The sequence below is a fragment of the Acetobacter conturbans genome (assembly GCF_011516755.1).
Classification (GTDB): domain Bacteria; phylum Pseudomonadota; class Alphaproteobacteria; order Acetobacterales; family Acetobacteraceae; genus Acetobacter; species Acetobacter conturbans.
This window is the reverse complement of sequence record NZ_WOSY01000001.1, coordinates 87,681-113,665: the sequence shown is the minus strand read 5'-3', so window position 1 is coordinate 113,665 and position 25,985 is coordinate 87,681. Positions and strand designations below refer to the sequence as shown.

Genomic DNA, 25,985 nt, shown 5'->3' with positions numbered 1-25,985 from the left:
TATGGAGTCGTCTTATGAAACTCACGTCCTACTGGCTCGATACCGCTCCACTCTTTACAGGCACGCCACAGGCGGAAGTGCCGGGACAGGTGGACGCGGTCATCGTAGGAGGAGGATTCAGTGGCCTCTCAGCCGCCCTTCGTCTCCGGCAGCTCGGAGCGTCCGTCGCGGTGCTGGAGCGGGACCGCGTCATCGGTGAAGCCTCGGGCCGGAATGGCGGCCATGTCAATAATGGACTGGCAGGCAGTTTTTCAGCCGCCTGCGCGAAGTTGGGCGAGGAAACGGCCACACGGCTGTATAAAGTGTTTAACAGCGCGGTCGATGCCGTTGAGACCATCACGCGTGAAAACGACATCGATTGTGATTTTGCACGATGCGGCAAGCTGAAAGTCGGAAACCGGCAGGCTCATACCACGGCCCTTGCGACAGACTATGCCCGACTGACGACCGTAGCGGATCCGGCCGCCCGCCTTCTGGACGGAGCGCAGGTCCAGCAGGAACTTGGATCAGACCTGTTCAGCAGCGGCCTGCTCTATCCGGACAGCGCCCGGATGCATATGGGGCGTTTCGGAGTGGGGCTGGCAAATGCCGTGCTGCGTGCGGGTGGCCAGATTTTTGAAAACATGCCGATGACCGGCATGAAGCGGAAAGGCAGCGCTTTTGAGGTCACGACCCCACAAGGGAAGATTCTCGCAAAATCGGTGCTGATGGCCACCGGAATCAGCCGAAACAGCCCCTCCTGGTTCCGCCAGCGGATCATGCCGGTCGGAAGTTTCATCGTTGCGACCGAGCCTATGGATGAAGCGGCCATGCGCCAGATCATGCCCGGCGGCCGCAATGTCGTGACAATGCAGAACATCCACAACTATTTCCGGGCCACAGCCGACCACAGGCTTATCTTTGGCGGACGAGCCAGCTTCTCCCGCTCACGCACCACGACAGACATTGCCAGCGGAAACATGCTCCTTGCTGCAATGCGTCGCACATTTCCGAAACTTCCCGACGTAAAAATAGACTATTGCTGGGGAGGGGATGTCGACATGACCGTCGATCGCCTGCCCCACGCAGGACAGTGGAACGGCGTGTTCTACACGATGGGTTACAGCGGCCATGGAACCCAGATGTCAGTCTATATGGGACAACGCATGGCGGAAGCGATGGCAGGGATGAAAGACACCAATCCTCTGGCTGGCAGAGCCTGGCAGAAAATCCCCTGTTATGGCCTGGCGTCTCATTTCCTCCCGCTGGTGGGTGCCTTTTACCGCGCCAAGGATTTTGTGCAGGAAATGAAGGAATAACAGCAGACCCACGCATCTGTCGTGCGCCCACAGATGAAGCGGGCAGGGGGAGCCCTCCTGCCCGAAAACCTCATATTAATTCAGTAGCCTTTTGAGCGATCAACCATAGAGTGGAAATTGCGTTCTCCCGCGAGATAACGGCGCACCGTGTCGAGAAGAACGCGCCCGGCCGTTTCCGTCTGGCTGACGCTGGCCACATGTGGCGTGATCAGAACACGCTGATCATCCCATAACGGACTGTCCGCAGGTAGAGGCTCAGGACTGGTCACATCCAGAATGGCGGCGCTGAGCTGGCCACTGTCGAGCGCGGCAATCAGGTCCGGCACGACAAGATGCGCCCCACGCGCCACATTCACGATCTGTGCCCCCTTGGGCAGACGGGAGAACAGGCTGGCATTGAGAATACCGCGCGTTGCATCCGTCAGTGGCAGCAGACACACCAGAATTTCCGAAGCCGCCAGGAAAGCATCCAGTTCGTCCGGGCCCGCATAGGACGTGACCCCCTCCACCTCATGGCGGGAACGGCTCCACCCGCTACAGAGAAAACCGGCTCCGGCCAGAGCACTGGCAACAGGGGAGCCAAGCGTCCCCATGCCCATGACACCAACCCGCCTCTGAGACGCGATTTTGTTATGAACCGGCTTCCACTCATGCTGCCGCTGCTGCCTGACATAGGCGAGAATGTCGCGATGAAGCGTGAGTACCGCCCAGTTGACGTATTCCACCATGCCATCGGTCAGACCGGACTCAATCATGCGAATGATCGTCACATGGTCAGGAATCCGGGTCATATCGAACTGATCGACACCCGCGCCGACCGAGAAAATCACTTCAAGATTGGGAAACGTCGTCAGCAGATCCGGCGGTGGCTCCCATGTCGCAAGGAATTGCACATCCTCCGGGTTCCCGGTTTCTGGCCAGACATGAAAGGGCAGATCCGGTAGCTCACTCCGGAAAAGAGCCCCCCACACATCCGCGCGTTCTTTCGTCGATTTCAGAAGGAATGACATTCTTTAAGTCCGCATAAGGAGAAAGAGTAAGAGAAGCGTCGTTTTATCCGAAAGCCTGACCGCATAACGCAAAGCAGGCCGCTTCGCCCGGAAGCGGCGGCACAACATCCTCGGGATCGGTGGTCATCGAAACAACAGTGCCGACCCGGAGAAGCCCCCATTCGTCGATAGCCGTGGCGATCATATCATTCTGCGGCATATCCACACGCAGGAACTGACCGGCACAGATCCCCGCCCAGTAAGCGATCATCGCCAGAGCAAAATTTTCGGACGTGGCCATGACCGGACCGGCAACCTGTCCCCACCCAAATTTCCGGCAGAAGGAAAACCCCAGAATTCCACTCTCTGAATCGACAACAATGCCGCGTGCATCAGCAAGAAGAGCCTCTATCAGGTGCTGTCTGTTCATTTTTTTCGCAGCGGCGTCCAGAGCGCAGAGAGCCTCCAGATCAGCTGCCCCGGCGGGGCGTATGCGGCACCCTTCCGGCAACGGGAGCAGAGGCACGGTGGCGACATTGCCCTGATGCTGTTCGACAACATCAGTGTAACGGAAACCTGATTTTTCGTAGAGCGGCACACCGGCCGACGTGGCGTTGAGATAAAGCGTATAGCCGGGCAACGCCTGACGCGCGAGCGCCATGAGATGTTTTCCGATGCCATGCCCCTGCCACGCGGGACTGACGATAATCATCCCCAGACTGGCAACCTTTCCACCCCATTCCCACCAGAGGATCGTCCCGATGACGGCACCGTCCTGCGTCGTGGCGACCGTGCCCTGACCCAGACTAAGCATCTGCGACCAGTCTTCCTGCCGATGAGGCCACGCCAGATCCTGTGATAACCGGACCGCCTGATGAAGGTCGTCCGGATGCATGGGCCTGAACCCGATCTGCGTATCCTGCTGATCTTTGTAGGTAAAGGTCTGGGTCAAGTCCCATTCTCCGAAAGGATATCCTCGATCAGAAGAGACGGTTTCACAATCGGGGATTTGATAACGATATAACTGAAGTATTTCTCAATGCCGATATTCAGATCGAGAAGGTTTTCCATGATGGTCTGATAATGCTCAACATCGCGGGTGATGAATTTCATCAGATAATCGTAGCCACCGCTGATGAGATGACATTCGACAACCGTATCCAGCTTGCGAACCTGCGCCTCGAACCGTGAGAAATCGTCCCGCCGGTGATCGGAGAGCGTGATCTCAGTGAAAACCGTCAGAACCGAGGTGATTTTCCTGACGTCGATCTGCGCGCCATATCCGGTGATATATTTGGCCGCCTCCAGTCGCTTGACGCGGATCAGGCACGGACTGGCCGAAAGACCAACACGGTTGGCCAGCTCGACATTGGTCAGACGCCCGTTGCGTTGCAACTGAGTGAGTATTTTCAGATCTATCCGGTCCAGCTTGGGGGCGGGCTGCATGAGGAAATCTGTCTCCGGAACGAAGGGCGAGGGCGCTCAGCCTCCCCGCGAGGCTGAGCCAGGAACAATCGAAACGTTCTGATCAGGAAACGTCAAGGCCGCCCAGATGCAGACTTTTGATTTCCAGAAATTCTTCCATGCCCGCATGGCCTCCTTCCCGACCCAGACCAGACTCCTTCACACCCCCGAAAGGAACGCTTTCCATCGAAATCGAGCCCGTGTTGTGGCCAATCATGCCGAATTCCAGCGCTTCCCCCACACGCCAGATTCGGCGGATGTCATCAGTGAAGAAATAACTGGCCAGACCAAACGGCGTGTCATTGGCAATCCTGACCGCCTCTTCTTCCGTTTTGAAACGAAAGAGCGGCAGAACCGGGCCGAACGTCTCCTCGTGAGCCACCCGCATGTCGGTTGTAACCCCCGCCAGCACAACCGGCCACACAAAGCGCCCCTCAATGCGCAGCGGAGCACCGACATAACGGGCGCCTTTCGCCAGCGCGTCCTCAACATGCCCCCGCACTTTCTGCACAGCCGCATCATTGATCAGAGGACCGACCGTGCTGTCCGGATCCATCCCATGCCCGACACGCAGAGTCTCAACACGGGAAGCCAGCTCCGGCAGAAGCCGGTCCCAGATGCCGTCCTGAATCAGAACACGGTTGGCACACACACAGGTCTGCCCGGCATTGCGAAATTTGCTTTGCATGATGCCGTCAGCAGCCAGACCCACACGCGCATCGTCAAACACCAGAACAGGCGCATTGCCCCCCAGTTCCAGACTGAGTTTCTTGACCGTATCGGCACTCTGGCGAATCAGGATCTTTCCAACGCCCGTGGAACCGGTGAACGTCAGTTTGCGCACAACCGGGCTGTCCGTCAGAACCTTGCCCACATCCGCAGGCCAGCCCGTCACAACGCTGAGCAACCCGGCCGGAATACCGGCACGTTCGCCAAGAGCAGCCAGCGCCAGAGCGGAAAAGGGCGTCAGCTCCGACGGCTTGATCACCATGCTGCAACCCGCCGCAATGGCAGGCCCGCATTTGCGCGTGATCATGGCGAGCGGGAAATTCCACGGCGTAATCGCAGCCGTCACACCAACAGGCTGTTTCAGGACCAGCACACGCCGGTGCGGATCGGCCGTTGTCATAACCTGGCCTTCCGCGCGCGTGGCCTCCTCCGCATACCATTTGAAGAAGGACGCGGCATACCGAACTTCACCCCGCGCTTCGGCCAGAACCTTGCCCTGCTCCGCCGTCATGATCAGCGCAAGATCCTCGACATTTTCCAGAATAAGCCGGTGCCATTCCATCAGCACCGTCCCGCGCTGGGATCCCGTCGTGCGCTGCCACGCCACCTGAGCGATGCGCGCCGCCTCAATCGCATCCTGCGTGTCCTGAGCCGAACAGGCCGGAACCTGGCCGACCAGACTGCCATCCGCCGGATTGTCGACGTCGATGCGCTGGTCGCCAGTCGCATCCCGCCACTGACCGGCAATGAAAGCCGCCTGACGGAAAAGAGAGGAATCGTTCAGTGTAAGGGTCATGATTATTCTCCGGATGTGATGGGTCAGGACAGGTCCTGCGAGGTGAGGTGGCAACTGATCAGAGCGCCTGCGGGACTGCGCCAGACAGGCGGCGTCGCAACCTCGCAGATAGCAATTCTGACCGGACAGCGGGCGGCGTAGCAGCACCCGGCGCCACGGGAAGAGGAGAGGGCCGGCACGGGCTCAGAGCCCTGATCGCGCAGGCTGATGACGTCAGTCAGCCAGTCAGCGCGCATCTCCGGAACGGAATTCTCCAGTCGACGCGTATAAGGATGATGCGGCGCCTCTTCGAGCGCGGAAATCGGCGTGAACTCCACCCGATGGCCCGCATAAAGCACGGCGACCCGATCGCAGACCGAACGAAGCGCATGCAGATCATGCGTCACAAACAGCCAGGCAATGCCGAGTTCACGCTTCAGTTCCATCATCAGGTCGAGGATCGCCGCCGCAACAACCGTGTCGAGCGCGGCCGTGATCTCGTCGCACAGCACCAGCCGCGGACGCGCCGCAAGCGCACGCGCCAGATTGACACGCTGCTTCTGCCCCCCCGAAAGCTCCGGCGGAAAACGATCGGCAAGCGCGGACGGCAGCCGCACCATGTCCAGAAGACGCCCGATCTCCGCACCGTTCGCAGCATCGCCATTGAACGTGAGAACACGGCGAAGCGTGTCGCCGACAGACATCGCAGGATTGAGAACAAGGTCTGCGTTCTGGGCAACAAGCTGAAGATGACGCCGCTGGGCAGCGCTTCGCGCTTCGATCCGTGGCGCCAGTGCTTCCCCTTCAAACGTGATCCCGCCGCTCGTCCAAGGCTGAATGCCCGCAATCGCGCGGATGAGCGTGCTTTTGCCGCAGCCGGACTCCCCAATGATACCCATGGTTTCGCCCGGCATGACAGGCAGGCTCACATCGCTGAGAATGGTATGACGAGGCCGCCCGTCAGGACCCGTCCCCCCATAGCCCACCACGAGATCGCGAACATCCAGAACCGGAACAACGGTCCCGGAATCCGTAGCCTGCGTCGGGGCATTTCTGACCTGCGGCGTATTGGCCGCCAGAAGAGCCTGCGTGTAGGCATGACGGGGAGCACTCAGGATCTGCTCCGTCGTCCCTTCTTCCTGCACAACACCGTTTTTCAGCACTACCGCCCGGTCAGCCATCTGCGCCACCACCGCAAGATCGTGCGTGACATAGACCCCGGTGAACCCCTCTTCGCGCCTGACCGTGCGAAAGGCTTCCAGAACCTCGATCTGGGTCGTCACATCCAGCGCCGTGGTGGGTTCATCGAAAATGACCACCTCCGGCCCCGTGATCAGCGCCATCGCCGCCATAAGACGCTGAAGCTGCCCTCCCGAAAGCTCATGCGAATAGCGCGCACCGATGGTGCCGGGAGAGGGAAGCGCCATCAGTTCAAACAGGAAGATCGCCCGTTCGATCGCAACCTGACGCGGCATGACGTGATGAAGCAGCGCCGGTTCGATCACCTGATCCATCAGCGGCAACGCCGGATTGAAGGCAGCCCCCGCGTTCTGCGCGATATAGGCAATTGTTTTGCCACGGAAACTCCGTAGTTCAGCAGGCGGCATCTCCGTCACGTCGTAGCCTGCAACACGGATTTTTCCACCCGCGATGCGACAGCCCCGGCGGGCATAGCCCATCAGGGCCAGCGCAACGCTGGTCTTGCCCGAGCCGGACTCCCCAATCAGCGCAAGCATCTCCTTTTCCGCCACGTCAAAGCTCACGCCATCGACAATCGGCGTCTCGAGACCACGGCCGCGCCGTCCCGTAAGCTGGAGATTCTGTACGGAAATCAGGGGAGGGGGCTGCATGATGCCGTGTCGCGCCATCATCAGCCTGCTTTCCCTTTGTAGCTGTCGAGCGCCAGATTCAGCCCGACCGTCAGCACCGCGATCGTCAGGGCAGGGGCAATAACGGCAGGCGCGCCATAAACGAGGCCCAGCAGATTTTCGCGTGTCAGCGAACCCAGATCCGTCAGCGGCGGCTGAAGCCCGACACCCAGAAAGCTCAGATTGCTCAGCAGACGCACGGCATAGATGAATCTCAGCCCGACATCTGCCATGACCGGACCCGTCATGTTGGGCAGAACCTCACGCAGAACAATATAGCCCGATTTTTCCCCACGCATCTGGGCCGCGAGAACGAAGTCGCGACGGACAATGGAAAGAGCCAGCATCCGGCAGGTGCGATAGGAACCCGGCATGTAAATGAGCGACATCGCCAGTACCAGAACCGGAACGGACGAGCCGAACGCCGCCACGGCAACAAGAGCGCTCAGCAGCGACGGAATGGAAATCACCCCGTCCATGAAACGCGACAGAAGCGTGTCGGTCAGCCCCTGCTTCAGGGCTGCAATGATGCCCAGAAAAACACCCCCCGTACAGGCCAGAACCGTCGTCGCGGCACAGAGCAGAACCGTGCTGCCGGTCCCACAGAGAAGTCGGCTCAGCACGTCACGCCCCAGATAATCCGTGCCCAGAAGATGATGCGCCGAGATCGGGGCGAAAACCGTTCGGCTCACCACCTCTCCCGGTGCGAAAGGCGCGAGTACGGGACCAAGAAGCGCGAGCAGAAGCCAGAACAGGATCAGCGAACCCGGAATGCGCGGGATCACCGAAACCCACCGTCGGGCGAAAGGAGCGACAGTCATGCGGCGTGCCTCCGCTGTGAGGACAGAAGGGCGACGATGTCAGCCAGTGTGGTGAGGAAGAGATAAGCCGCACAGAAAATCAGCGCACAGATCTGAACCAGCGGGATGTCGCGGGCAGCGACCGAGTCCACCATCAGACTGGCAATGCCCGGATAGTGGAACACCGATTCAACAATAACCACACCGCCCAGCAGATAGGACAGGCTGAGCGCAATGACGTTGAACAGCGGAGCAATAACGTTCGGGATCACATGGCGCAGGATGATATGCGCGGGCGACGCTCCCTTCAGAACCGCCATTTCCACCCAGGATGACCCAAGCGCATCAATCATGACAGCGCGGGTCATGCGCGACATCTGGCCCACGATCACACAGGCAAGCGTTGTCACCGGCATGGAAAACGAGGCCAGAAAGCTGCCGATGGAGTGAATGTCGCTGATGCTCGCCAGAGCGGGAAGCAGATGAAGCTGAACGGAAAAAATGAAAACAGCGAGGGTCGCAACCAGAAATTCGGGAACGGAAACAATGCAGAGCGTGAGCAGGGACACAGCACGGTCGAACAGGGTGTTGCGGAAGATCGCTGCCGTCGTGCCAAGCAGCAGCGCTACCGGAACGGCAAAAAGTGCTGTCACACCAGCAAGCAGGAGAGAATGGATCAGCCGCTCGCTCGCCATCGCCAGAACCGGCCGGTGGCTGACAAGGGAGACGCCGAAATCGCCATGCAGAAGGCCAGTCACCCAGATGACGAACCGGACCAGAACAGGCTTGTCGAGATTGAGGGAATGACGCAGGGCCGAGACCGCATCCGGCGTGGCCGCCTGCCCGAGAAGCGCGTCCGCAACATCTCCCGGCAGCACGGCTGTAATGAAAAACACCGCAACGGTCACGAAAACAAGCGACACCAGCGAGGCACCGACAAGACGAAGGAGCGCGCGGATGAGGGCTGCGTTCATGGTCATGCCGGCGCGCTTTCCGTCTCACGCGCACCCGCGTTTTCATCGACCCAGATAAAGCGCGAAAAATTATTGCCCATCAGATGGCCGCCCAGATGCGGTCGCAGGCCCCTTATCCGCTGATGATAACCATCCAGACTGGTAATGAAATTCGGAATGCAAAGCCCCGATCCGTCATGAATCAGCGTCTGCATCTCGTAATAGATCGCCTTGCGCTTTGCTTCATCGGCTTCACGACGGCTGAGAGCCAGCAGTTCATCGAAGCGCGAACTGCGCCAGTGGGACTCATTCCACGGAGCCGCGGACGCAAAAGCCAGTGAGAACGTCATGTCAGCAGACCCGCGTGCATTGACGTTGCCGAATCCCAGCGGAAAATGCATCCAGGACTGGCTCCAGTAGCCATCCGCAGGCATCCGCCGGACATCGAGCTTCATGCCGATCCGGGAGGCCTCGTTCTGTAGCAGGACGGCAATATCGACTGACGCGTTCGCCGCAGGCGAGCAGATCAGGGGCGGCAGTTCCTGATTCAGAAAACCGTTTTTGTTCAGAAGCCATTTTGCACGATCAGGATCGAACACCGTCTGCGGCAGATCATGATTGTAGTAACGGTCTTCGGGTGGAAGCGGCTGATCGTTCCCCAGCCGACAGAAACCGAGCCAGACGGAATCCGCGACCTGATCACGATTGAAAAGATGCTTTATTGCCTGAACGAACTCCGGATTCTTGCCGGGACCGATATCCTGCCGGATGGCCAGATCCGTGTAAGTGCCGGTCGGACTTTCCATCACTCCCATGCCCCGCTGCCGCAGCAATGCGACCAGACGGGGATTGACCTCCGCGATGATGTCCACGTCACCCGAGAGAAGCGCATTGTGACGCGCCATGTCATCGCTGATGGAAATCAGTTCCAGACTGTCGATCCAGACCCCGTCGGTCTTCCAGAAATCAGGATTGCGGACGGCGAGAGACCGAATGCCCGGCTGGAACGCCGCGCAACGGAACGGTCCAGTCCCGTTCGCCGTTTCAAAATTCTTTGTGCCATCGCGGATGATCGCGAAATTATTCAGACCAAGAACCGACGGAAACGAAATGTTGGGTGCATCGAGTTCAATGACGACACCGAGCGGTCCATCCGCCCGGACGGACCGCATCGCCCTGGCCTGAAACCGCACCTGAGAAGCTACCAGCGGATCAAGATGCCGACGTAGCGAATACACGACATCCGCCGATGTCAGCGTGGCCCCGTCATGAAACTGCACACCGGGCCGGAGATGAAACGTCCAGGTGCGGAAATCATCACTTTCAATCCGCTCGGCAAGAGCCGGTTGCGGCACAAGGGTCGCGTCAAGCGTGACGAGACCATCGTAAAACATGGCGCCCCGCATATAATCCGTCGCCATCGACTCACGGGCCGGATCAAGCGTGTCGCTGAGCGATCCTGTCGTGGAGGCGACCCGGACATGGCCGCCGCGCAGCGGCTGCGCCGCCCGTGCGGGACATGAGCGGAGGGCACCCCCACCGGCTGCCACAAGCAGCGCTCCCTGTTTCATCATGTCTCGGCGGCTCAGCATGCGCGGACTCCGATCATTGGAAACGACAGGACCAGAAAAGGCAGGGCTCAGCGAGGCGAACCCTGCCGGGGCAGTCGCGGATCAGAGTCCGATAACGCCCGGAAGACCGCCAATATCCTTGATCTCGGTGTAGCCGTAATAAGGCGTCGAAGGCTCATGCCCGCGTGCCACGAACACCTTGTTGCGGATGCCCAGATCGTGCGCCGTCATCAGGTCGTAGCGCAGCGAGGATGACACATGCAGAATGTCCTCCGGACCGCAGCCCAGATTGTCCAGCATGTATTCAAAAGCGCGCATGTGCGGCTTGTAGGCCTGCGCGTCCTCAGCCGTGAAAACAGCATGAACCGGAGCGCCGAGCTTCGCCACGTTGGAATGGATCTGGCTGTTGGACGCGTTGGAAAGGATGACCAGCGGCACCTCTTTCGCAACTTTGGAAAGACCAGCCGGAACATCGTCCCACGGACCCCAGGTGGGAACCGCCTCATAGAACCTGTTCGCAAGAGCCGGATCGAACGCAATGTTCCATTTCTTGCAGGTCCGCTCCATGGCGTTGAGCAGGACATAACGATAGGGCTGCCACGGGCCAAGCACCTCGTCCAGACGATAGCCCGCGAAATCCTTGCAGAACTGGTCCATGCCTTCCGCAGGCACAACATCGGCATAAAGCTCCCGCGCCATGTCCGTCATGCGGAAGCGGGTGAGGGTGCCGTAGCAGTCAAACGTTACGTATTTCGGCCTGAACGTCGTCATGATCTGTCCTGTCCGTGCTGGTTAATGTTACGATATGACAACATATTAAGGGAAGCGGATACCACTTCTTTTTTCGCTTTTACAGCAGAGAGTTTTGAATGACCTGAAAGCGGCAGCAGAAAATTTTGTCCGAAAAACCGCAGACAAAAACAGAAGAGTTAGATGAAATCCACGCCGTCGCCGTGCTCAGGCCACCGCAGCAGGAGTAAAACGGGCAATGTTAAACGGAGCCAGCGGTATTTCCGTCTGTCCCGTGGCCAGCAGATCAGCCATCGTCGCGCCAACGCCCGGCCCTAGCTGGAATCCAGCACCACAAAAGCCAAATGCATAAAAAAGACCCGGCACCAGACGGCTCGCGCCCATCACAGGAATATCGTCATCCGTGTAGCTCTCAATGCCCGCCCATGTACGAATAATGCGCAGACGGGCGAAATCAGGCAGAAGACGCTCCATATGAGGCATCTGCCGCAACGTGTTGAGCGGATCGAGCCGCGCGCGCTTGGCCACCAGATCAACCGTGCTGCGGCGTCCCCCGCCAAACACAATGTTGCCACGCTCGACCTGCCGGAGATAGACGCCCTCTTCCTCCACCCATGAAGCATAGCCGATCACCGGATAAATCCGATAAGGCACCGGCTCCGTGACCGCCATTTGCGGCGCTCTGGCCACCAGAGGCAGATCCTCGCCAAAAGATGCGGCAACCTTGCGGGCCCACGCGCCGACCGAAATCTGGAGCTGAGGAGCCACGAAACGCTGCCCCCCCGTGGTTTCGACAACAAAATCCTCGGAATTCTTGCTGATGTTCAGCACTTCCGTGCGTTCCAGAACCGTCGCCCCGGCCCGGCGCGCCGCACGGGCAAAAGCAGGCGCGGCAAGACGCGGATTGGCATGCCCGTCGAGAGGCGAGAACGACGCCAGATTCACGTCCGGCGACAACATCGGAAAGCGCTCAGATGCTCGGCGACCGCTGTAAAGCTCCAGATCCAGCCCATAAGGCTTGCAATCCTCAGCATATTTTTCCAGCCGCTGACTGTCCTCTTCCTTAAAGGAGACGCGGACATGACCACCAGCGACAAACTCGACATCTTCCCCGAGCAGCTGAGGCAGACGCCCCCAGAGTTCGCGGGAGCGATTGGCAAGCGGAAGCTGCGGCAGAAACCGTCCCTGACGCCGCACATTCCCGAAATTGGTCCCGCTGGCATACTGGCCCACGAGATCACGCTCCAGCAGAATCACCGACAGACCAAGCTGCCGCGCAAAGAACGCCGTAGCCGAACCCATCACGCCGCCCCCGGCAATAATGACGTCCGCACGCCCTGCAATCTCTGTGGAAAGACTCATGTCACGACACCCCGGATTTTCGCAGGCAGCGGTTTGATCGGTGCAGCCCCACGGATGCGCCCCGCCTCTTCAATCGCAATCCCTCTCGCCGCAGCAAGGATTTCCGCCCCGGCAAGCCCGCACATGCGACCCTGACACCGGCCCATGCCCACGCGGACAAACGCCTTGGCACGATTGATTTCCGGACTGTCCAGCGGCCCCGCGGCACGGCGAATATCCCCGGCCGTCACGTTTTCACAGCGACAGACAACCGTCTCGTCCGGCAGAGCCGCCGCATGCCGCCAGGGCCACGGAAAGCCGGTCTCAAGCCCATGCCGGAACGCATTCATCGGCTCCAGTGCCGCCCGAAGACGGGTCATCTCACTCTCCAGCACCGGACGACCCATGTCCTGCAAACAACGCAATGCCGCCAGAGCCCCGGCACTTTCAGCCGCATCCGCACCCCGGATGCCCGCGCCATCGCCCGCAAGATAAACGCCCGCCCGCGATGTCGCGCCATCCCTGTCCGTCACCGGCAGCCACTGGCGCGATAACGCATCAAACGCAAAGTCGCATTTCAGCAGATCGGCAAGCTGCGTCTCGGACCGAAGCCCATAGCCCATGCCAACCGCATCGCAGTCCGTCCGATGCGTGCGTCCACGCCCATCCTGCCAGACCACCGCCCCGGCACAGGGCGTCTCCCCGTCCTGCCGTGCTTCAATCCGCACCGGCCGGATGCCGGACCGAAGCCTCACACCCGCGCGTGCCAGATCGGCCATGTAGCGCAAGCCCTGCACCAGAACGGCAGGTCGCCGCCGCAGCCCCCCGAGACCACGCAGCCGCGTCGTCAGCGAAGACGTGTCGAGCACCGCACGCGGCTTCACACCGGCCTGCAAATACTGCCAGGCCACCAGATAAAGCAGCGGCCCCGTGCCCATGAACACCGGTGCCTGCCCAATCGTGCAGGCCTGTGCCTTGAGGGCGATCTGAGAGCCACCGAGAGAGAAAACACCCGGCAATGTCCAGCCGGGGCAGGGCATGATCCGGTCCGTCGCGCCGGACGCAATGATGAGACCATCAAAGCGGAGAGCATCCGCATGGCCCCTGCATTCGGTCAGCAGCAGATCGTCCGAAACGCCCCATGCCTGCGTTTCCGGACGATAGTCTATCGACGGACGCAAAGCCTCGAAATCGTTATGCAGCGCCGTCGCGGAGGCGGCCGAAGCGCCATACAGCTTAGTGGCGGGCCGCGTGAAATTTTCAGGCTGACGACGATAAATCTGGCCGCCCTGCCGCTGATTTTCATCAAGAACAATGGGACGCAGACCAGCACAGGCCACAGTCTGCGCAGCACGGGTGCCAGCCGGACCCGCACCGATAATGACGATTACGGGCGCGTCCATGGAACTTCCTTTGTGACGATGCGCAGGCCCGGTGTCACGGACGTCGAACAGGCGCGGAGTTCATGCCCGTCCTCCGTCCACACACGGCAGTCCTGACACGCTCCCATCAGACAGAAGCCTGCCCGCGGCATTTTATCGAATTCGTTGAAACGCAGCCGGTCCCCGGCAACCAGAAGAGCTGTGAGAATCGTGTCTCCCTCCAGCGCCGTCACCGCATGCCCATCCACCGTAATGGCAATTTCCGGTCGCCCGGTTTCAGCAACACGTCTGAAAAGTCCTGTCATAGACGCCGGAATCTCCTCGCTTGCGTTGGAGCGCGGCCATGTGCCTCAGGCCGCGCCCGGTTGTCTCCGGTTCAGACGATGGCGGCAACAATCTCGTTGTCGTTCATCAGTGTGTTCAGAACACCCTCAATACGATCGCACAGAAGATCCGTTTCTTCTACGGAACATGTCAGGGGAGGCGCCAGTCCGATAATGTCATCGCCAAAGGCACGGAACAGAACGCCCTGCTCATAGCCGGCTTTGGCCATCTTCTTCGAAATGCCAAGGGAAGCCGCAGGCTTTGTTTTGTTCTTCTTGTCCGTGACCAGTTCGATCCCCGCCAGCATCCCCGCCGAGCGAACATCGCCAACCAGCGGATGATCCTTCATCGCCGCCAGACGCGTCGCCAGATGCGCACCGGCTTTCACCCCGTTTTCCAGAACACCGTTCTGATACAGATCCAGCACAGCCAGCGCGATCGCGGCACTGACCGGATGCGCGCTGTAAGTCTGCCCATGACCAATCGCAACACCCGGAGGTGAGCCATCGCGGATCGTGCTGTAAATGGTCTCACTCATGAACACCGCGCCCATCGGCGCATAGCCGGACGTCAGACCCTTCGCGACCGTCATCATGTCCGGAACCACGCCTTCATGCTCACAGGCGAACAGCGGACCCGTGCGCCCGAAGCCGGTGATGACCTCGTCCGTGACAAATAGAATGTCCATCTCGCGGCAGGCTTCGCGCATGGCCGTCAGCCAGCCACGGGGAGGAACAACAATGCCGCCGGAACCCTGAACCGGCTCGCAGAAGAACGCAGCCACATGCTCCGGGCCACCAAGCTCCGCAACCTTCGCCCGCAGAGACGCAACAGACGCAGCGATAATGGCAGAGCCATCCTCTCCCGCCGGATGACGATACGGGTCAGGACTCGGAATGTGGTGCTGCCACGCCAGCGGCACGTCGGCATCCCGATGGAACACGGAAAGCGCCGTCAGGCCAGCGCCCGCATACGTGCAGCCGTGATAGCCACGCGCCAGACCGATAACATGGCGTTTGCCCGCCATGCCCCGCGCATGCTGGTAGAACCGGATGAAGCGGAGCGCACTGTCCACCGCGTCCGAACCGCCCTGCGAAAAGAAAACCCGGTTCAGATCGCCAGGCGTCACCTCGGCCAGACGGGCCGCAAGCGTAATGGCCGGCTCACTCGCAAAGCCGAAATAGCCGGTCGCATACGGCAGCTTTGTCATCTGCTCGGTGGCGGCTTTGACAACGCTGTCCTGACCATATCCGACATTGACGCACCACAGACCGGCAAACCCGTCGAGCAGTGTATGGCCGTGCATGTCCGTCAGCCATACGCCCTGACCGGAACTGAGAAGACGTGGTCCGTGTTCTTCCTGATCACGCCATGAAGAAACCGGGTGAATGAGATGGGCGCGATCAAGTCGGGCAAGAGTCTCGGGTGTCATGGCGCTCTGCAGTCCGCTGTGGTTCTGGTCACTGAGCTATGAGCGGAAGTAGGGAGAATATGTCACCGGAATGATCAGACGTAAAAGCAGATTGTGCCGTTCTGCCCGGCAACAACCAAAGGGTCCGTCAAATCGCTTTTTACCTCATTTTACATTTGCGCTGACCGGGACAATGGGAAAAAGATACGATCCCGTAAGAAAATAGACTGGCCTCCGACCAGCCGCAGGAGAATGTGTTGTGACGGATATCAGCTTCAGCCCGACAGAGATTAAGCTCCCATCCGGACATTTTCTGGGCGGCAGACTGGTCACAGGCGCAGAAGATATCGCCGTCATCAGCCCCGGAAGCGGCCAGCTCATCGCCACTCTCCCAGAAGCCGGAGCCGGACTGGTCGACGAGGCCGTTCGACTGGCGGCAAAAGTGCAGCAGGAAAGCGGCTGGAGCACCTGCGCACCGCGTGAACGGGCGCGCGTGCTGCGGCGCTGGGCCGACCTCGTCGACCAGCATAAAGTGGAACTGGCCCGTCTGGAGACTGTCTCCTCAACCCGCCCGATCGCGGAAACACTCGCCTGGGATATCCCTTTCCTCGCTGAAGGAATCAGGTTCTTCGCCGAGTGTTGCGATAAAACCGGCGGAGAAGTCGCTGCAACATCCTCAGACCTGCTGGGAATGACGATCCACGAACCCTACGGTGTGACCGGCGCAATCGCGCCCTGGAATTTTCCACTGGTCATGGCAAGCTGGAAAGTCGTGCCAGCCCTCGCCGCAGGCAACGGATCGGTCCTGAAGCCCTCCGAAATAACGCCCTTCTCAGTCGTCCGACTGGCAGAACTCGCCTGTGAGGCGGGCCTTCCGGCAGGCCTGTTCAATGTCGTTCAGGGAACAGGCCTGCTCACGGGAGACCCCCTCTGCCGCCACCCGCAAATCGGCAAGCTGAGCTTCACAGGATCAACCCGCACCGGCATCGCAGTCATGAAAGCGGCCGCAGAAAGCGGACCAAAACCAGTCACACTGGAACTGGGCGGCAAAAGCCCGCAGCTCGTCTTCGGTGACATCCCCTCCGTAGAGGACGTCGCCGACCGCATCTTCCGCGCCTTCACGGGTAACGCCGGGCAGGTCTGCGTCACCGGCTCCCGCCTGATCGTGCACCGTTCCGTCGCCGACCAGTTGACCGACGCGCTGATCGAACGATGCACCCGTCCGCGTGCGCTCGCCCCGTGGAACGGCGAGGCCGCATGGTCCCCCATCATCTCCGCGACCCAGGCCGATCGCATCCTGAAAATCGTTTCCGACAGCCAGGCCGCCGGGGCGGAAAGCCTCGCCACCTGCGCACGGATGGACAGCGGAAACGGGGGTGCCTTCCTGTCTCCCGGCATCCTCTCGGTCTCCGATACGGAGTGCCCCGCCTGGCAGGAAGAAATCTTCGGACCGGTCCTGTCCGTCCGCGTGTTCGATGAGGAAGATGAAGCCTTCGCTCTGGCGCAGCACCCCGTCTACGGACTGGCCGCAGGTGTCCACACCGCAAGCATGAGCCGCGTGATGCGCGCGATCCGAACCCTGAAAGCCGGAACGGTCTGGATCAACCGCTACGGACGCTCATCCGATTTCGTCATTCCCACCGGCGGCTACGGCGGATCGGGGATCGGAAAAGATCTCGGGCGTCAGGCTTTTGAAGCAAATCTGCGCCTCAAAAGCGTGCTGATGGCCGCAGGCTGAGCGCCCGATGACACTTTCGGTTCAGAGCGATATCCCGTTTCTCACAGAACTGAGACACGATCTTCACGCCCACCCGGAACTGCGTTTCGAGGAAAACCGCACCGCCGCCCTCGTCGCATCCCGCCTCAGAACCCTCGGCTACGCCCCCCATACCGGCATCGCAGGAACCGGCGTGGTCGCCACTCTCGACACCGGCCTTTCGGGGCCAGCCATCATGCTCCGTGCGGATATGGACGCCCTCCCTGTGCGGGAAACGGGAACCGCCTCATGGATCTCCCGCAACGAAGGGGTCATGCACGCCTGCGGGCACGACGGTCACACCGTCATGCTTCTCGGCGCAGCGGAAAGCCTCGCCGCCCAGCCGCCGGAGCGCGGCATCGTGCATTTCGTCTTCCAGCCCGCTGAAGAAGGGGGCGCCGGTGCGAAAGTGATGATTGAGGACGGTCTCTTCGAGCGCTTTCCAACACAGTTCTGCTTCGGGCTGCATAACTGGCCCGGTCTCGAAGCAGGCCGTCTCGGTGTCCGCACAGGACCGATCATGGCCGGAGGGTGGCGCTTCCGGATCGTCATCACCGGAAAAGGGTCACACGCCGCCCAGCCGCATCTCGGAACAGATCCCCTGACAATAGGCGCGGCTCTGGTGCAGGAAGCGCAACTTCTTGTCGCACGCCGGACAGACCCGATGGTGGCAGCCGTCGTGTCCTTCTGCATTTTCGAGGCTGGCACAACAGATAACATCCTGCCCCAGACCGCCACGCTGGCAGGCACGCTGCGCGCACTCGATCCGCAGGTGCTCAATGACCTGAAAGCCGGACTGGCGCGCCTCTGCTCCGGTCTCGCGGAAGCCCACGGCGCAGCCATTTCAGTGGATTTTCACCAGCCCTATCCCGTGACCGTCAATGCACCGGACGCCACCGATCTCGCCCGCGCCGCCATGCTCAGGCTCATGGAAGAAGAGGGCGGCCCCGTGCCGGAACTGGATATCGTGCCAAGTCTGGCCTCGGAAGATTTCGGCTTCATGCTCGAACGCAAAGTAGGCGCCTACGCCATGATCGGGAATGGTGACTCCGCCCGGCTCCACGCCCCCGACTACGATTTTGACGACGCCATCATCCCCCGTGGCGTTCGCTACTGGCACACGCTTGCCCGGAATTGCGCCACGGCCCTGTAACGTCGCCGGATAAATAAAGCTGTTTCATGCCTGAAATGGAGAGACCTCGCCTATGAAATCCTATGATATCGCCGTCATCCCCGGAGACGGTATCGGCACGGAAGTGATGCCGGAGGCCCTCAGCGTTCTTGAGAGAACCGCAGACGTGTGCGGTTTCGGCATGAAGTTTCGTAACTATGACTGGAGTTGCGAAACCTGGCTCAAAACAGGGAAAATGATGCCCGATGACGGCATGAGCCAGCTCTCGCAGCATGACTCCATCCTGCTCGGCGCCGTCGGATTTCCTTCCGTTCCCGATCATATCTCATTGTGGGGCCTGCTGATTCCCATCCGCCGGGAGTTTCATCAGTACGTGAATCTCCGCCCGGTTCGCCTGCTGCCCGGCATCCCCTGTCCACTCGCCAACAAGAAGCCCGGCGATATTGATTTCTGGATCGTGCGTGAGAACTGCGAAGGGGAATATTCCCAGATCGGCGGCGTTTTCGGAGAAGGAACCCCCTCCGAAGGGGCAATGCAGACAGCCGTATTCACACGCTACGGCACCGACAGAATTCTGCGTTACGCATTCGAATATGCCCGGAAACTCGGCCGACCGCATGTGACATCCGCCACAAAATCAAATGGTCTGTTCCATTCCATGCCCTACTGGGACAGCCGTTTTGAAGATATCAGCAAAGACTACCCTGAAGTCCGGACAGATCAGTATCACATCGACATTCTCGCCGCGCGTTTCGTCATGTCCCCCGAACGCTTCGATGTCGTGGTCGGCAGCAATCTCTTCGGCGATATTCTGTCAGACCTCGGACCGGGCGTGACAGGAACAATCGCCGTCGCACCCTCAGCCAACATCAACCCGGAACGGAAATATCCTTCCATGTTCGAGCCTGTTCATGGCTCAGCCCCAGATATCGCCGGTCAGTTCATCGCCAATCCAATCGGCCAGATCTGGGCCGCCTCCATGATGATGGAGCATCTGGGTGAACCGGAAGCCGCAAAACTCATCATGAAAGCCATTGAAACAGTCCTCGACCGCCCCGATACCCCACGAACACCGGATATCGGAGGAACCGCAGGCACAAGAGAACTTGGAGCCGCCATCAGAGATCAGATCGGTAAAGACTAAACAGTCAATCCTGATACCTGATTCTCTCACCTCTCCCAATATAAGCACCGGGATGACGCAGCCAGACTTGCCCGCCATCCGGGAGCACGTATCAGCGACAGCATAACCGCGCCCGCTATCTGTCCCATCATAAACCGGACAGATAGCGCCCGATTATCTCATACTATAGGGGCTACCCATCGAAGAAGCGGACACCCGTTTCCTAGCCAACAGTCAGTCTCTCAGCTTTCGCAGAATATTCGAAATAAAGCCCAAAGCATCCATGCGAACTTCCTCAGAAATCGTCAGATCACATTAATAGACCCATCCGGATCTGACCGGATGACCTGAAAGACTGACGCCACAGTACTTTCATGGGCCAGAATTGAACTGCTATCGGTCAGTTTCACGGCACCACAAAGCGTTATTTCGATAAAACAGCAACAAATTCATTCCGACCGCGAGGCGTATTATAGATCCTCTCCGCCCGAAGCTGCGTGAGATTGAGAGAACTGATTGCATCCATAATCAAACGGAAACCGGACGGCGTGAACTGCCACGCGTGAACGTCCACGTATGAGCTTTCAGAATTTGCAATCTCTGCCACGGCGCTTCTAATCCGGTCCGCCATCCCTTCAACAAACCCCGGATCGGCATGATCACCCTTCCAGTGCCGTTCAGTGTCGTTATGGGTGGTCAGAGAGCGATGTATAATTACATTCGCATCCGTATGTGTCCTGTTCTGCGTATTATACGCGCTCAGAACATCGTCGATCTTTGACTCAGGCACATAATGATCGAAGCAAAAACGCTTGTCGGGAATCATCAGGTAATAGCGACCACCCTTGGCCAGTATTTTTTCAATCTTCTTGAAATGCGTGACCAGATCAATCTGATGTTCAATATTATGCGAGCTGACCACGCAACTGAATACTTCATCCACGACATCCAGATCGCCGGTCGGCGAAACAAAGTCGATATGCGGGACATTCACCAGCGGAAAACCAATCTGCTCCGCTCGTCTGACCAGATCAGGCGTGCTCAGAACATCAAAATATTTGACATTCTCTCCCTTGATCATCGGGTTCGTAAAAGGCCCGATCTCCAGAATGCTTTTCTCTTTTTCGATATACGGAAGAATATTTCCCCGCAGGCAGCCCGGTGAGCCCGCTCTCCCTTCCTTCTCGCCTGACGCGATGAAATGCTGGATCAGTTCCCGCTCGTTGAAATTCAACTGAGCAAGGTCGATATTCGTCCCCTTGTAAAACTCACAGTCAAAATCAGGAGGAAGATCGTTCTTTTCCGCAGGCATTATGATCCCCACATCGTCAGAGGGGAGAGGAGGGGATGTTTTCGTTTTTCGGGAAAGAGCAGGTTTACGGGTCATTGTCGTATACTGTTTCCGTGAATACAGATGATTTTATCGGGTGAATGTCAGCTTCGGCCATGTCTTGCAGACAGGATCCGGATCTGGCGCATCATCATGATCTGAACCCCTGATACAATTTCCGGCCGACCGCGAAAGGCCGACGTTCTGATACTCGACAATGCCGTGAACGCAGCGCGCGACGACCAGACAACCTTCATGGCTTTACCTAAAAACAGGCGAGTCTCATGAGCCGACAATAGAAGCGTATGGTTAACGGAAGGCTGACATCTGCCATCGCAGTCCGTCAGTTTAAGGTGTGGCGTCCGTTAAGGCGGACCATGAGGGACAGAACCTGATCCCACCCCTTTTCCCCGCTACCATTCACTTCCCCGGTGGCAGCAAACACGCCGTCATGGCAAGGTGCGAGAATGTCACCTTCTCCCCTTTCGCTCCTGCAACGCTGCCTCAACGCCCTGACCATCTCCCCATCCTCCCTGCGCTGGCTTTTCGCTCCTCGCCTCGCCGCACTGGGGTTTTCACTCCGAACCACCTGCGCCTCCCTGCTCGCGCTCGCCATCGCGTTCGGGATGGAACTCGGGCAGCCCCAATGGGCCGCAATGACCGCATGGATCGTCGCACAGGGCACCCGTGGCGAAAGTATCTCCAAGGGACGGTGGCGCGTCGTCGGGACGCTCGCCGGAGTGGTCTCGGCCATGACCCTCGTGGCCATGACCCCGCAACAGCCATGGTTGTTCTTCCCCCTGCTCGCCGGATGGGTCGGGCTCTGCACCGCCCTCGGCACTCTGGTCCACAACTTCCGCAGCTACGCCTTCGTGCTGACAGCCTATACCTGCGCCATCGTCGCCATTTCCTCCGTCGATGCGCAGGATCAGGTGTTCAGCATCGCCGTATCGCGCGGCACATACATCCTGCTCGGCGTCGTGTGCGAAATGGCCGTGGGAGCCCTCTTCGTGCCAGACGCCGCCACAGGCGCAAAACGCGCCATCCAGGCGCAGTTGCAGCAGATCATCACACAGGCCGCACACGTCGTGCGCGACATCCTGCTGCGAAAATCACCCCCCGAAAGCAGCCTGCATGAAATCTTCTCGCTGACCCTCGCCCTCAGCGACCGGATGGAGTTCAGCGCCATCGAAACCGGCCCGAATGAACCCGTCGTCCGTTTCGCCAGCGCGACACTGGGGCAGGTGACACGCTTCGCCTCTCGCGGTGTGGGAATGCGAAGCCGACTGGCCGCCGCAGGCACCATACCAGACGGATTTTCCACGCCGGTCCTGCGCGATACAGCCGACCTGCTCGAACGCCTGCCCGCTGGCCTCACGGAAACGGACGCCCTGGAAAAGCTGAGACAGGAGGTGAGGGAACTGCTCTCCCGCTGCCAGAACGGCGTGGACACAACCATCGGTCCCGACGAGAACAGGGACACCGGCACAGCCCTGAGAGACAGGGTCATCCTGCAGGGAACCGCCCTCCTGCTGGAAGAACTTCACCGCCTCCTCGGCTGCTATGCAGGCGACCCCGCCGAAGCCGGAGCCTCCGCGCGCTTCGGACTGGTAAGACCACCCGACTGGCGCGCAACCATCGCCAACGGAATCCGCTCCGCCACCGCCGTGCTGATCGGAGCCCTCATCTGGGAAGTCACGGCATGGTCATACGGCGCGCTGTTCGTCACGTTCGTCGCCGTCATCTGCGCCCGCTTCGCATCCTTCAGCAATACAGTGCTCGCCAGCAAAAACTTCCTCTACGGCGCCGTCTGGGCCGTGCTTTTGTCCATCATTCCCGTTTTTCTGGTCCTGCCACTGACCGCCGATTATCCCGTGCTGTGCCTCGCCGTCGGAATCCCGATGGTCATCGGTGGCCTCGCAACACGCAATCCCGCCACCGCAGCACTCGCCGCCTCCTTCGTGAACTTCTTCCCCTACATGATCGGACCGGAAAACCATTTCCGAACAGACGAAATCCAGTGGTTCAACACTAGCTTCGCCCTGCTGGCCGGACTGTGGTTCGGCGTGCTGATCTTCCGCCACATCCTCCCCTTCAGCCTGCCATCCTTCCTCGTCATGTTCCGCTCACGCGTGATCACCGCCCTCCATCGCATCGCCCGCGCGGATAGCCATGTCGATGAACCGATATGGGTCGGATTCATCGTCCAGAACATGGAACTGCTGATCGCCAACGGCAGTCGCCTCGCATCCTCCGTCATGGATAGCCTGCTGAAAGGTGCATTCTCAGCCATGACAATGGGAAGAAACCTCATGCAGGCCCGCCTCCTCATCAAAGACGAGGGACTACCCGCGTCCGCTCGGGATGTCATGGAAACCATGTTCCGGACCCTCGGCCCGTCCGCAGCCTCCGCCACGCGCCTGCAAGCCATCGTCGATAAGGCGCTTGATGAACTGACACGTATCGAACACGCCTCGACCGGCCTCGAACGAGACCGCGTCACCATGGCCATCGGATGCCTGATGATCGTCTCGACGGAACTGGGCCGCACAAATCTCCTGCTCGACCCACGCTTCGGACAGGCTCAGGCGGCACTCGTCTGAATCAGAACAGACACCTCCGGAACCCCATGCCCTGACCTGAAGGCTGTTCCAAAAGCGCTCGGCTGAGTGAGAGCGCCCCCGACCAGCATGTGTTTTGGAGCACTGAAGCAAAGCAGCCATTGCGGGCCATGAGCATCCGGGCGTGGAAACCACACTTCGGATCACCAGCAGAGCGCTTTCGAAACAGCCTCTTACAGACTCATCTGATATCGGACGAAATCATCAGCACCGATAAACTTGTCATAAAGCCCGCGTGCCGGATTATCACGAGCCGTATGCCAGTATAGCCGAGCCCACCCGCGCTCCCGTCCAAGCGTCACCAGATCCCCGATCAGCGCACGCCCAACGCCGTTGCCGCGCCTCTCGGAATCGACAAACAGATCTTCCAGATAACAGATTTTCCCAATCACCCACGTCCCGTCATGCAGAACACTGTTGCTGAACCCGATGACCCGGCCATCAAGTTCCGCAACACGACAGAACAGCGCCGTAGCCGGATCGAGAAGCCGCTCCCATGTGCGCACCGTCACCTCCGGCGGCACCGAAGCCTTATAAAAACGATTGTAACCCGCCCATAAGTCCCGCCATGCGCTTTCGTCAGACGCGCAAAGATCTCTGACCACGACCTGATTGCTCATATGTACAGCTCTCTTTTGCGCGAAGCATGGAAAGAGGGCGCCCGGAAAACAAGACCGGTCCGGCAGAAACAGAACGATATCGCACCAAAATGGAAGAATAAACGCCCCTTCCACCCTGTCGGCTCACTCCACCGACCTCAAAAATCAGCCCGTTCTCTCAGGAAACATCCCGGACAACCCCACCAAAGACGAACGCCCCGAAAACAGGGCCGCCTCCACCTTCCGCCACAAAACCCGACCGCCGCCCCGGACACACGCTCAGCCCCGCCAGTCCCTCACGACACAAGCAACTCTCGCGCCAGCCGGTTATGAACCTCCGCAAGCCCGCGCTCGTCAGAGCCAAGAAGCCGACCATCCCGAACCAACTGCCTGCCATTAACCATCGTCAGCGCCGCACGGGACGGCGTGCAGAAGACAAGCGCCGCCACCGGATCGGACTGCGCCCCCGCATGATCCACGCCACGCAGGTCGAACGCCGCCAGATCGGCCGCAAAACCGGGCGCGATAACCCCGATATCGTCCCGACCCAGCGTCTTCGCACCACCCCGCGTGGCCAGCGCCAGCGCCTCCCGCGCCGTCATGAAATGACGCTTCTCCACATCCGGCTCACTGGCCGTTCCGACACGGGACAGAAGCATCGCCTGCCGGGCCTCCGCCAGCATGTGACTGCTGTCGTTCGAAGCCGAGCCATCCACACCCAGACCCACACGAATACCCGCCGCACGCATCCGCGTGACCGGCGCAATCCCCGAACCCAGCCGCATGTTGGAGCAGGGACAGTGGGCCACCCCCGTGCGGGTCCGCCCGAAACGCGCAATCCCCGCCTCGTCCAGCTTCACGCAATGAGCATGCCACACATCCGGACCCGTCCAGCCAAGATCCTCGGCATACTCCGCCGGCGTGCACCCGAAGACCGAGCGACTGTAAGCAACGTCGCTGTCATTTTCAGCAAGATGCGTATGCAGCGTGGTCCCCGTCGCCCGCGCGAGAAGAGCCGACTCACGCATCAGATCCGTGCTGACCGAGAAAGGCGAGCAGGGCGCCACGACAACCCGACGCATGGAAAAACGCGACGCATCATGCCAGCGTTCAATTTTCGCCTGTGTATCGCGAAGGATTTCCGCTTCATCCTCGACAAGAGAGTCCGGCGGCAACCCGCCCTTGCTCTCCCCTACGCTCATCGCCCCGCGCGCAGCATGAAAGCGCAGCCCCATGTCCGCCGCCGCCTCGAACTGATCGTCCAGAGAAGACCCATTCGGAAAAAGATAGAGATGATCACTGCTTGTCGTGCAGCCGGAAAGTAGAAGCTCCGCCATCGCCGTGCGCGTCGACACCCGGATCATCTCCGGTGTCAGTCGCGCCCAGATGGGATAAAGCGCCTTCAGCCAGCCAAACAGGGAAGCATCCTGCGCACCGGAAATCACGCGCGTGAGCGTCTGATACATATGATGATGCGTGTTGACGAGACCCGGCAGCAACACATGCCCCGCCAGATCAATGCTCTCATCAACAGGACCGGGATCATCAGAAGCCGCGCCCACAGCCTCGATCACAGCCCCGCGCACACGAACCCAGCCGCCGGCAAGTTCCGTGCCGGCATCATCCATGGTCAAAACATGGGCATTCCGAAGCAGGGTGGTGGAAGGCATGGGCCAGACATCTCCGCAGAACCGGTGCGAAGGAGACAGCCCCTCACACCACAGAAAACCATGACCCCACTTAACCGGGTGATGCCGCCTGTCCGCAAG

At 59.8% G+C, this 25,985-nt stretch carries 21 protein-coding genes; 5 read left to right on the top strand and 16 right to left on the bottom strand.

Features of this window, described 5'->3' with window-relative positions; all coding sequences use genetic code 11:
- Positions 1-14: 14 nt before the first annotated feature.
- A complete protein-coding gene (locus GOB81_RS00485) occupies positions 15-1,298 on the top strand; it encodes an NAD(P)/FAD-dependent oxidoreductase (protein ID WP_173568416.1) in 1,284 nt (427 codons plus the stop codon).
- Positions 1,299-1,378: 80 nt separating this feature from the next.
- Here the strand turns inward: GOB81_RS00485 and GOB81_RS00480 are convergent, their stop codons facing one another.
- The 13 genes from GOB81_RS00480 to GOB81_RS00420 form a co-directional block, all read right to left on the bottom strand.
- The gene (locus GOB81_RS00480; protein WP_173568415.1) at positions 1,379-2,308 is read right to left on the bottom strand and encodes a 2-hydroxyacid dehydrogenase; all 930 of its coding nucleotides are present in this window, start codon (positions 2,306-2,308) and stop codon (positions 1,379-1,381) included.
- A gap of 43 nt (positions 2,309-2,351) precedes the next feature.
- Positions 2,352-3,239 (bottom strand): GNAT family N-acetyltransferase, encoded by an 888-nt coding sequence (locus GOB81_RS00475; RefSeq protein ID WP_173568414.1) that lies wholly within the window; start codon positions 3,237-3,239, stop codon positions 2,352-2,354.
- Positions 3,236-3,733 (bottom strand): Lrp/AsnC family transcriptional regulator, encoded by a 498-nt coding sequence (locus tag GOB81_RS00470; protein WP_173568413.1) that lies wholly within the window; start codon positions 3,731-3,733, stop codon positions 3,236-3,238. Before GOB81_RS00470 ends, GOB81_RS00475 begins: the two co-directional genes overlap by 4 nt.
- An 82-nt stretch (positions 3,734-3,815) precedes the next feature.
- Positions 3,816-5,276 (bottom strand): NAD-dependent succinate-semialdehyde dehydrogenase, encoded by a 1,461-nt coding sequence (locus GOB81_RS00465; protein WP_173568412.1) that lies wholly within the window; start codon positions 5,274-5,276, stop codon positions 3,816-3,818.
- 23 nt (positions 5,277-5,299) lie between these two features.
- Positions 5,300-7,126: an ABC transporter ATP-binding protein gene (locus GOB81_RS00460; protein ID WP_242009951.1), complete on the bottom strand. Its 1,827-nt coding sequence runs from the start codon at positions 7,124-7,126 to the stop codon at positions 5,300-5,302.
- The gene (locus GOB81_RS00455) at positions 7,126-7,944 is read right to left on the bottom strand and encodes an ABC transporter permease (protein ID WP_173568411.1); all 819 of its coding nucleotides are present in this window, start codon (positions 7,942-7,944) and stop codon (positions 7,126-7,128) included. The genes GOB81_RS00460 and GOB81_RS00455 overlap by 1 nt, the downstream gene beginning before the upstream one ends.
- Complete coding sequence (locus GOB81_RS00450) at positions 7,941-8,903, bottom strand: ABC transporter permease (protein ID WP_242009950.1); 963 nt, start codon at positions 8,901-8,903, stop codon at positions 7,941-7,943. The genes GOB81_RS00455 and GOB81_RS00450 overlap by 4 nt, the downstream gene beginning before the upstream one ends.
- Positions 8,900-10,468, bottom strand: a complete 1,569-nt coding sequence (locus tag GOB81_RS00445; protein ID WP_173568410.1) for an ABC transporter substrate-binding protein — start codon at positions 10,466-10,468, stop codon at positions 8,900-8,902. Before GOB81_RS00445 ends, GOB81_RS00450 begins: the two co-directional genes overlap by 4 nt.
- An 81-nt stretch (positions 10,469-10,549) precedes the next feature.
- Positions 10,550-11,218: a haloacid dehalogenase type II gene (locus GOB81_RS00440; RefSeq protein WP_173568409.1), complete on the bottom strand. Its 669-nt coding sequence runs from the start codon at positions 11,216-11,218 to the stop codon at positions 10,550-10,552.
- Between the two features lie 186 nt (positions 11,219-11,404).
- Positions 11,405-12,559, bottom strand: a complete 1,155-nt coding sequence (locus tag GOB81_RS00435) for an NAD(P)/FAD-dependent oxidoreductase (protein ID WP_173568408.1) — start codon at positions 12,557-12,559, stop codon at positions 11,405-11,407.
- Positions 12,556-13,941, bottom strand: a complete 1,386-nt coding sequence (locus GOB81_RS00430) for an FAD/NAD(P)-dependent oxidoreductase (protein ID WP_173568407.1) — start codon at positions 13,939-13,941, stop codon at positions 12,556-12,558. Before GOB81_RS00430 ends, GOB81_RS00435 begins: the two co-directional genes overlap by 4 nt.
- Complete coding sequence (locus GOB81_RS00425; RefSeq protein WP_146891284.1) at positions 13,926-14,225, bottom strand: (2Fe-2S)-binding protein; 300 nt, start codon at positions 14,223-14,225, stop codon at positions 13,926-13,928. The genes GOB81_RS00430 and GOB81_RS00425 overlap by 16 nt, the downstream gene beginning before the upstream one ends.
- Positions 14,226-14,296: 71 nt before the next feature.
- On the bottom strand, positions 14,297-15,676 hold the full coding sequence (locus GOB81_RS00420) for an aminotransferase class III-fold pyridoxal phosphate-dependent enzyme (protein ID WP_173568406.1): 1,380 nt from the start codon (positions 15,674-15,676) through the stop codon (positions 14,297-14,299).
- A gap of 238 nt (positions 15,677-15,914) precedes the next feature.
- Between GOB81_RS00420 and GOB81_RS00415 the strand changes: the two genes are divergently transcribed.
- From GOB81_RS00415 to GOB81_RS00405, 3 genes are read left to right on the top strand one after another with little or no spacing between them, the layout of a single operon-like run.
- A complete protein-coding gene (locus GOB81_RS00415; RefSeq protein ID WP_173568405.1) occupies positions 15,915-17,393 on the top strand; it encodes an aldehyde dehydrogenase family protein in 1,479 nt (492 codons plus the stop codon).
- A 7-nt stretch (positions 17,394-17,400) separates the two neighbouring features.
- Complete coding sequence (locus tag GOB81_RS00410) at positions 17,401-18,564, top strand: amidohydrolase (protein WP_173568404.1); 1,164 nt, start codon at positions 17,401-17,403, stop codon at positions 18,562-18,564.
- Positions 18,565-18,616: 52 nt separating this feature from the next.
- Positions 18,617-19,687 (top strand): tartrate dehydrogenase, encoded by a 1,071-nt coding sequence (locus GOB81_RS00405; RefSeq protein WP_173568403.1) that lies wholly within the window; start codon positions 18,617-18,619, stop codon positions 19,685-19,687.
- 403 nt (positions 19,688-20,090) lie between these two features.
- On the opposite strand, the gene GOB81_RS00400 is transcribed toward GOB81_RS00405, so the two are convergent.
- Positions 20,091-20,978: a methyltransferase domain-containing protein gene (locus tag GOB81_RS00400; RefSeq protein WP_173568402.1), complete on the bottom strand. Its 888-nt coding sequence runs from the start codon at positions 20,976-20,978 to the stop codon at positions 20,091-20,093.
- Positions 20,979-21,463: 485 nt separating this feature from the next.
- On the opposite strand from GOB81_RS00400, the gene GOB81_RS00395 reads away from it, so the two are divergent.
- Complete coding sequence (locus tag GOB81_RS00395) at positions 21,464-23,599, top strand: FUSC family protein (protein WP_173568401.1); 2,136 nt, start codon at positions 21,464-21,466, stop codon at positions 23,597-23,599.
- A gap of 191 nt (positions 23,600-23,790) precedes the next feature.
- Here the strand turns inward: GOB81_RS00395 and GOB81_RS00390 are convergent, their stop codons facing one another.
- Together GOB81_RS00390 and GOB81_RS00385 are read right to left on the bottom strand one after the other, a co-directional pair.
- Positions 23,791-24,237, bottom strand: coding sequence for a GNAT family N-acetyltransferase (locus tag GOB81_RS00390; RefSeq protein ID WP_173568400.1), 447 nt, complete (start codon positions 24,235-24,237; stop codon positions 23,791-23,793).
- Between the two features lie 275 nt (positions 24,238-24,512).
- Positions 24,513-25,886, bottom strand: coding sequence for an 8-oxoguanine deaminase (locus GOB81_RS00385; RefSeq protein ID WP_173568399.1), 1,374 nt, complete (start codon positions 25,884-25,886; stop codon positions 24,513-24,515).
- Positions 25,887-25,985 lie beyond the last annotated feature (99 nt).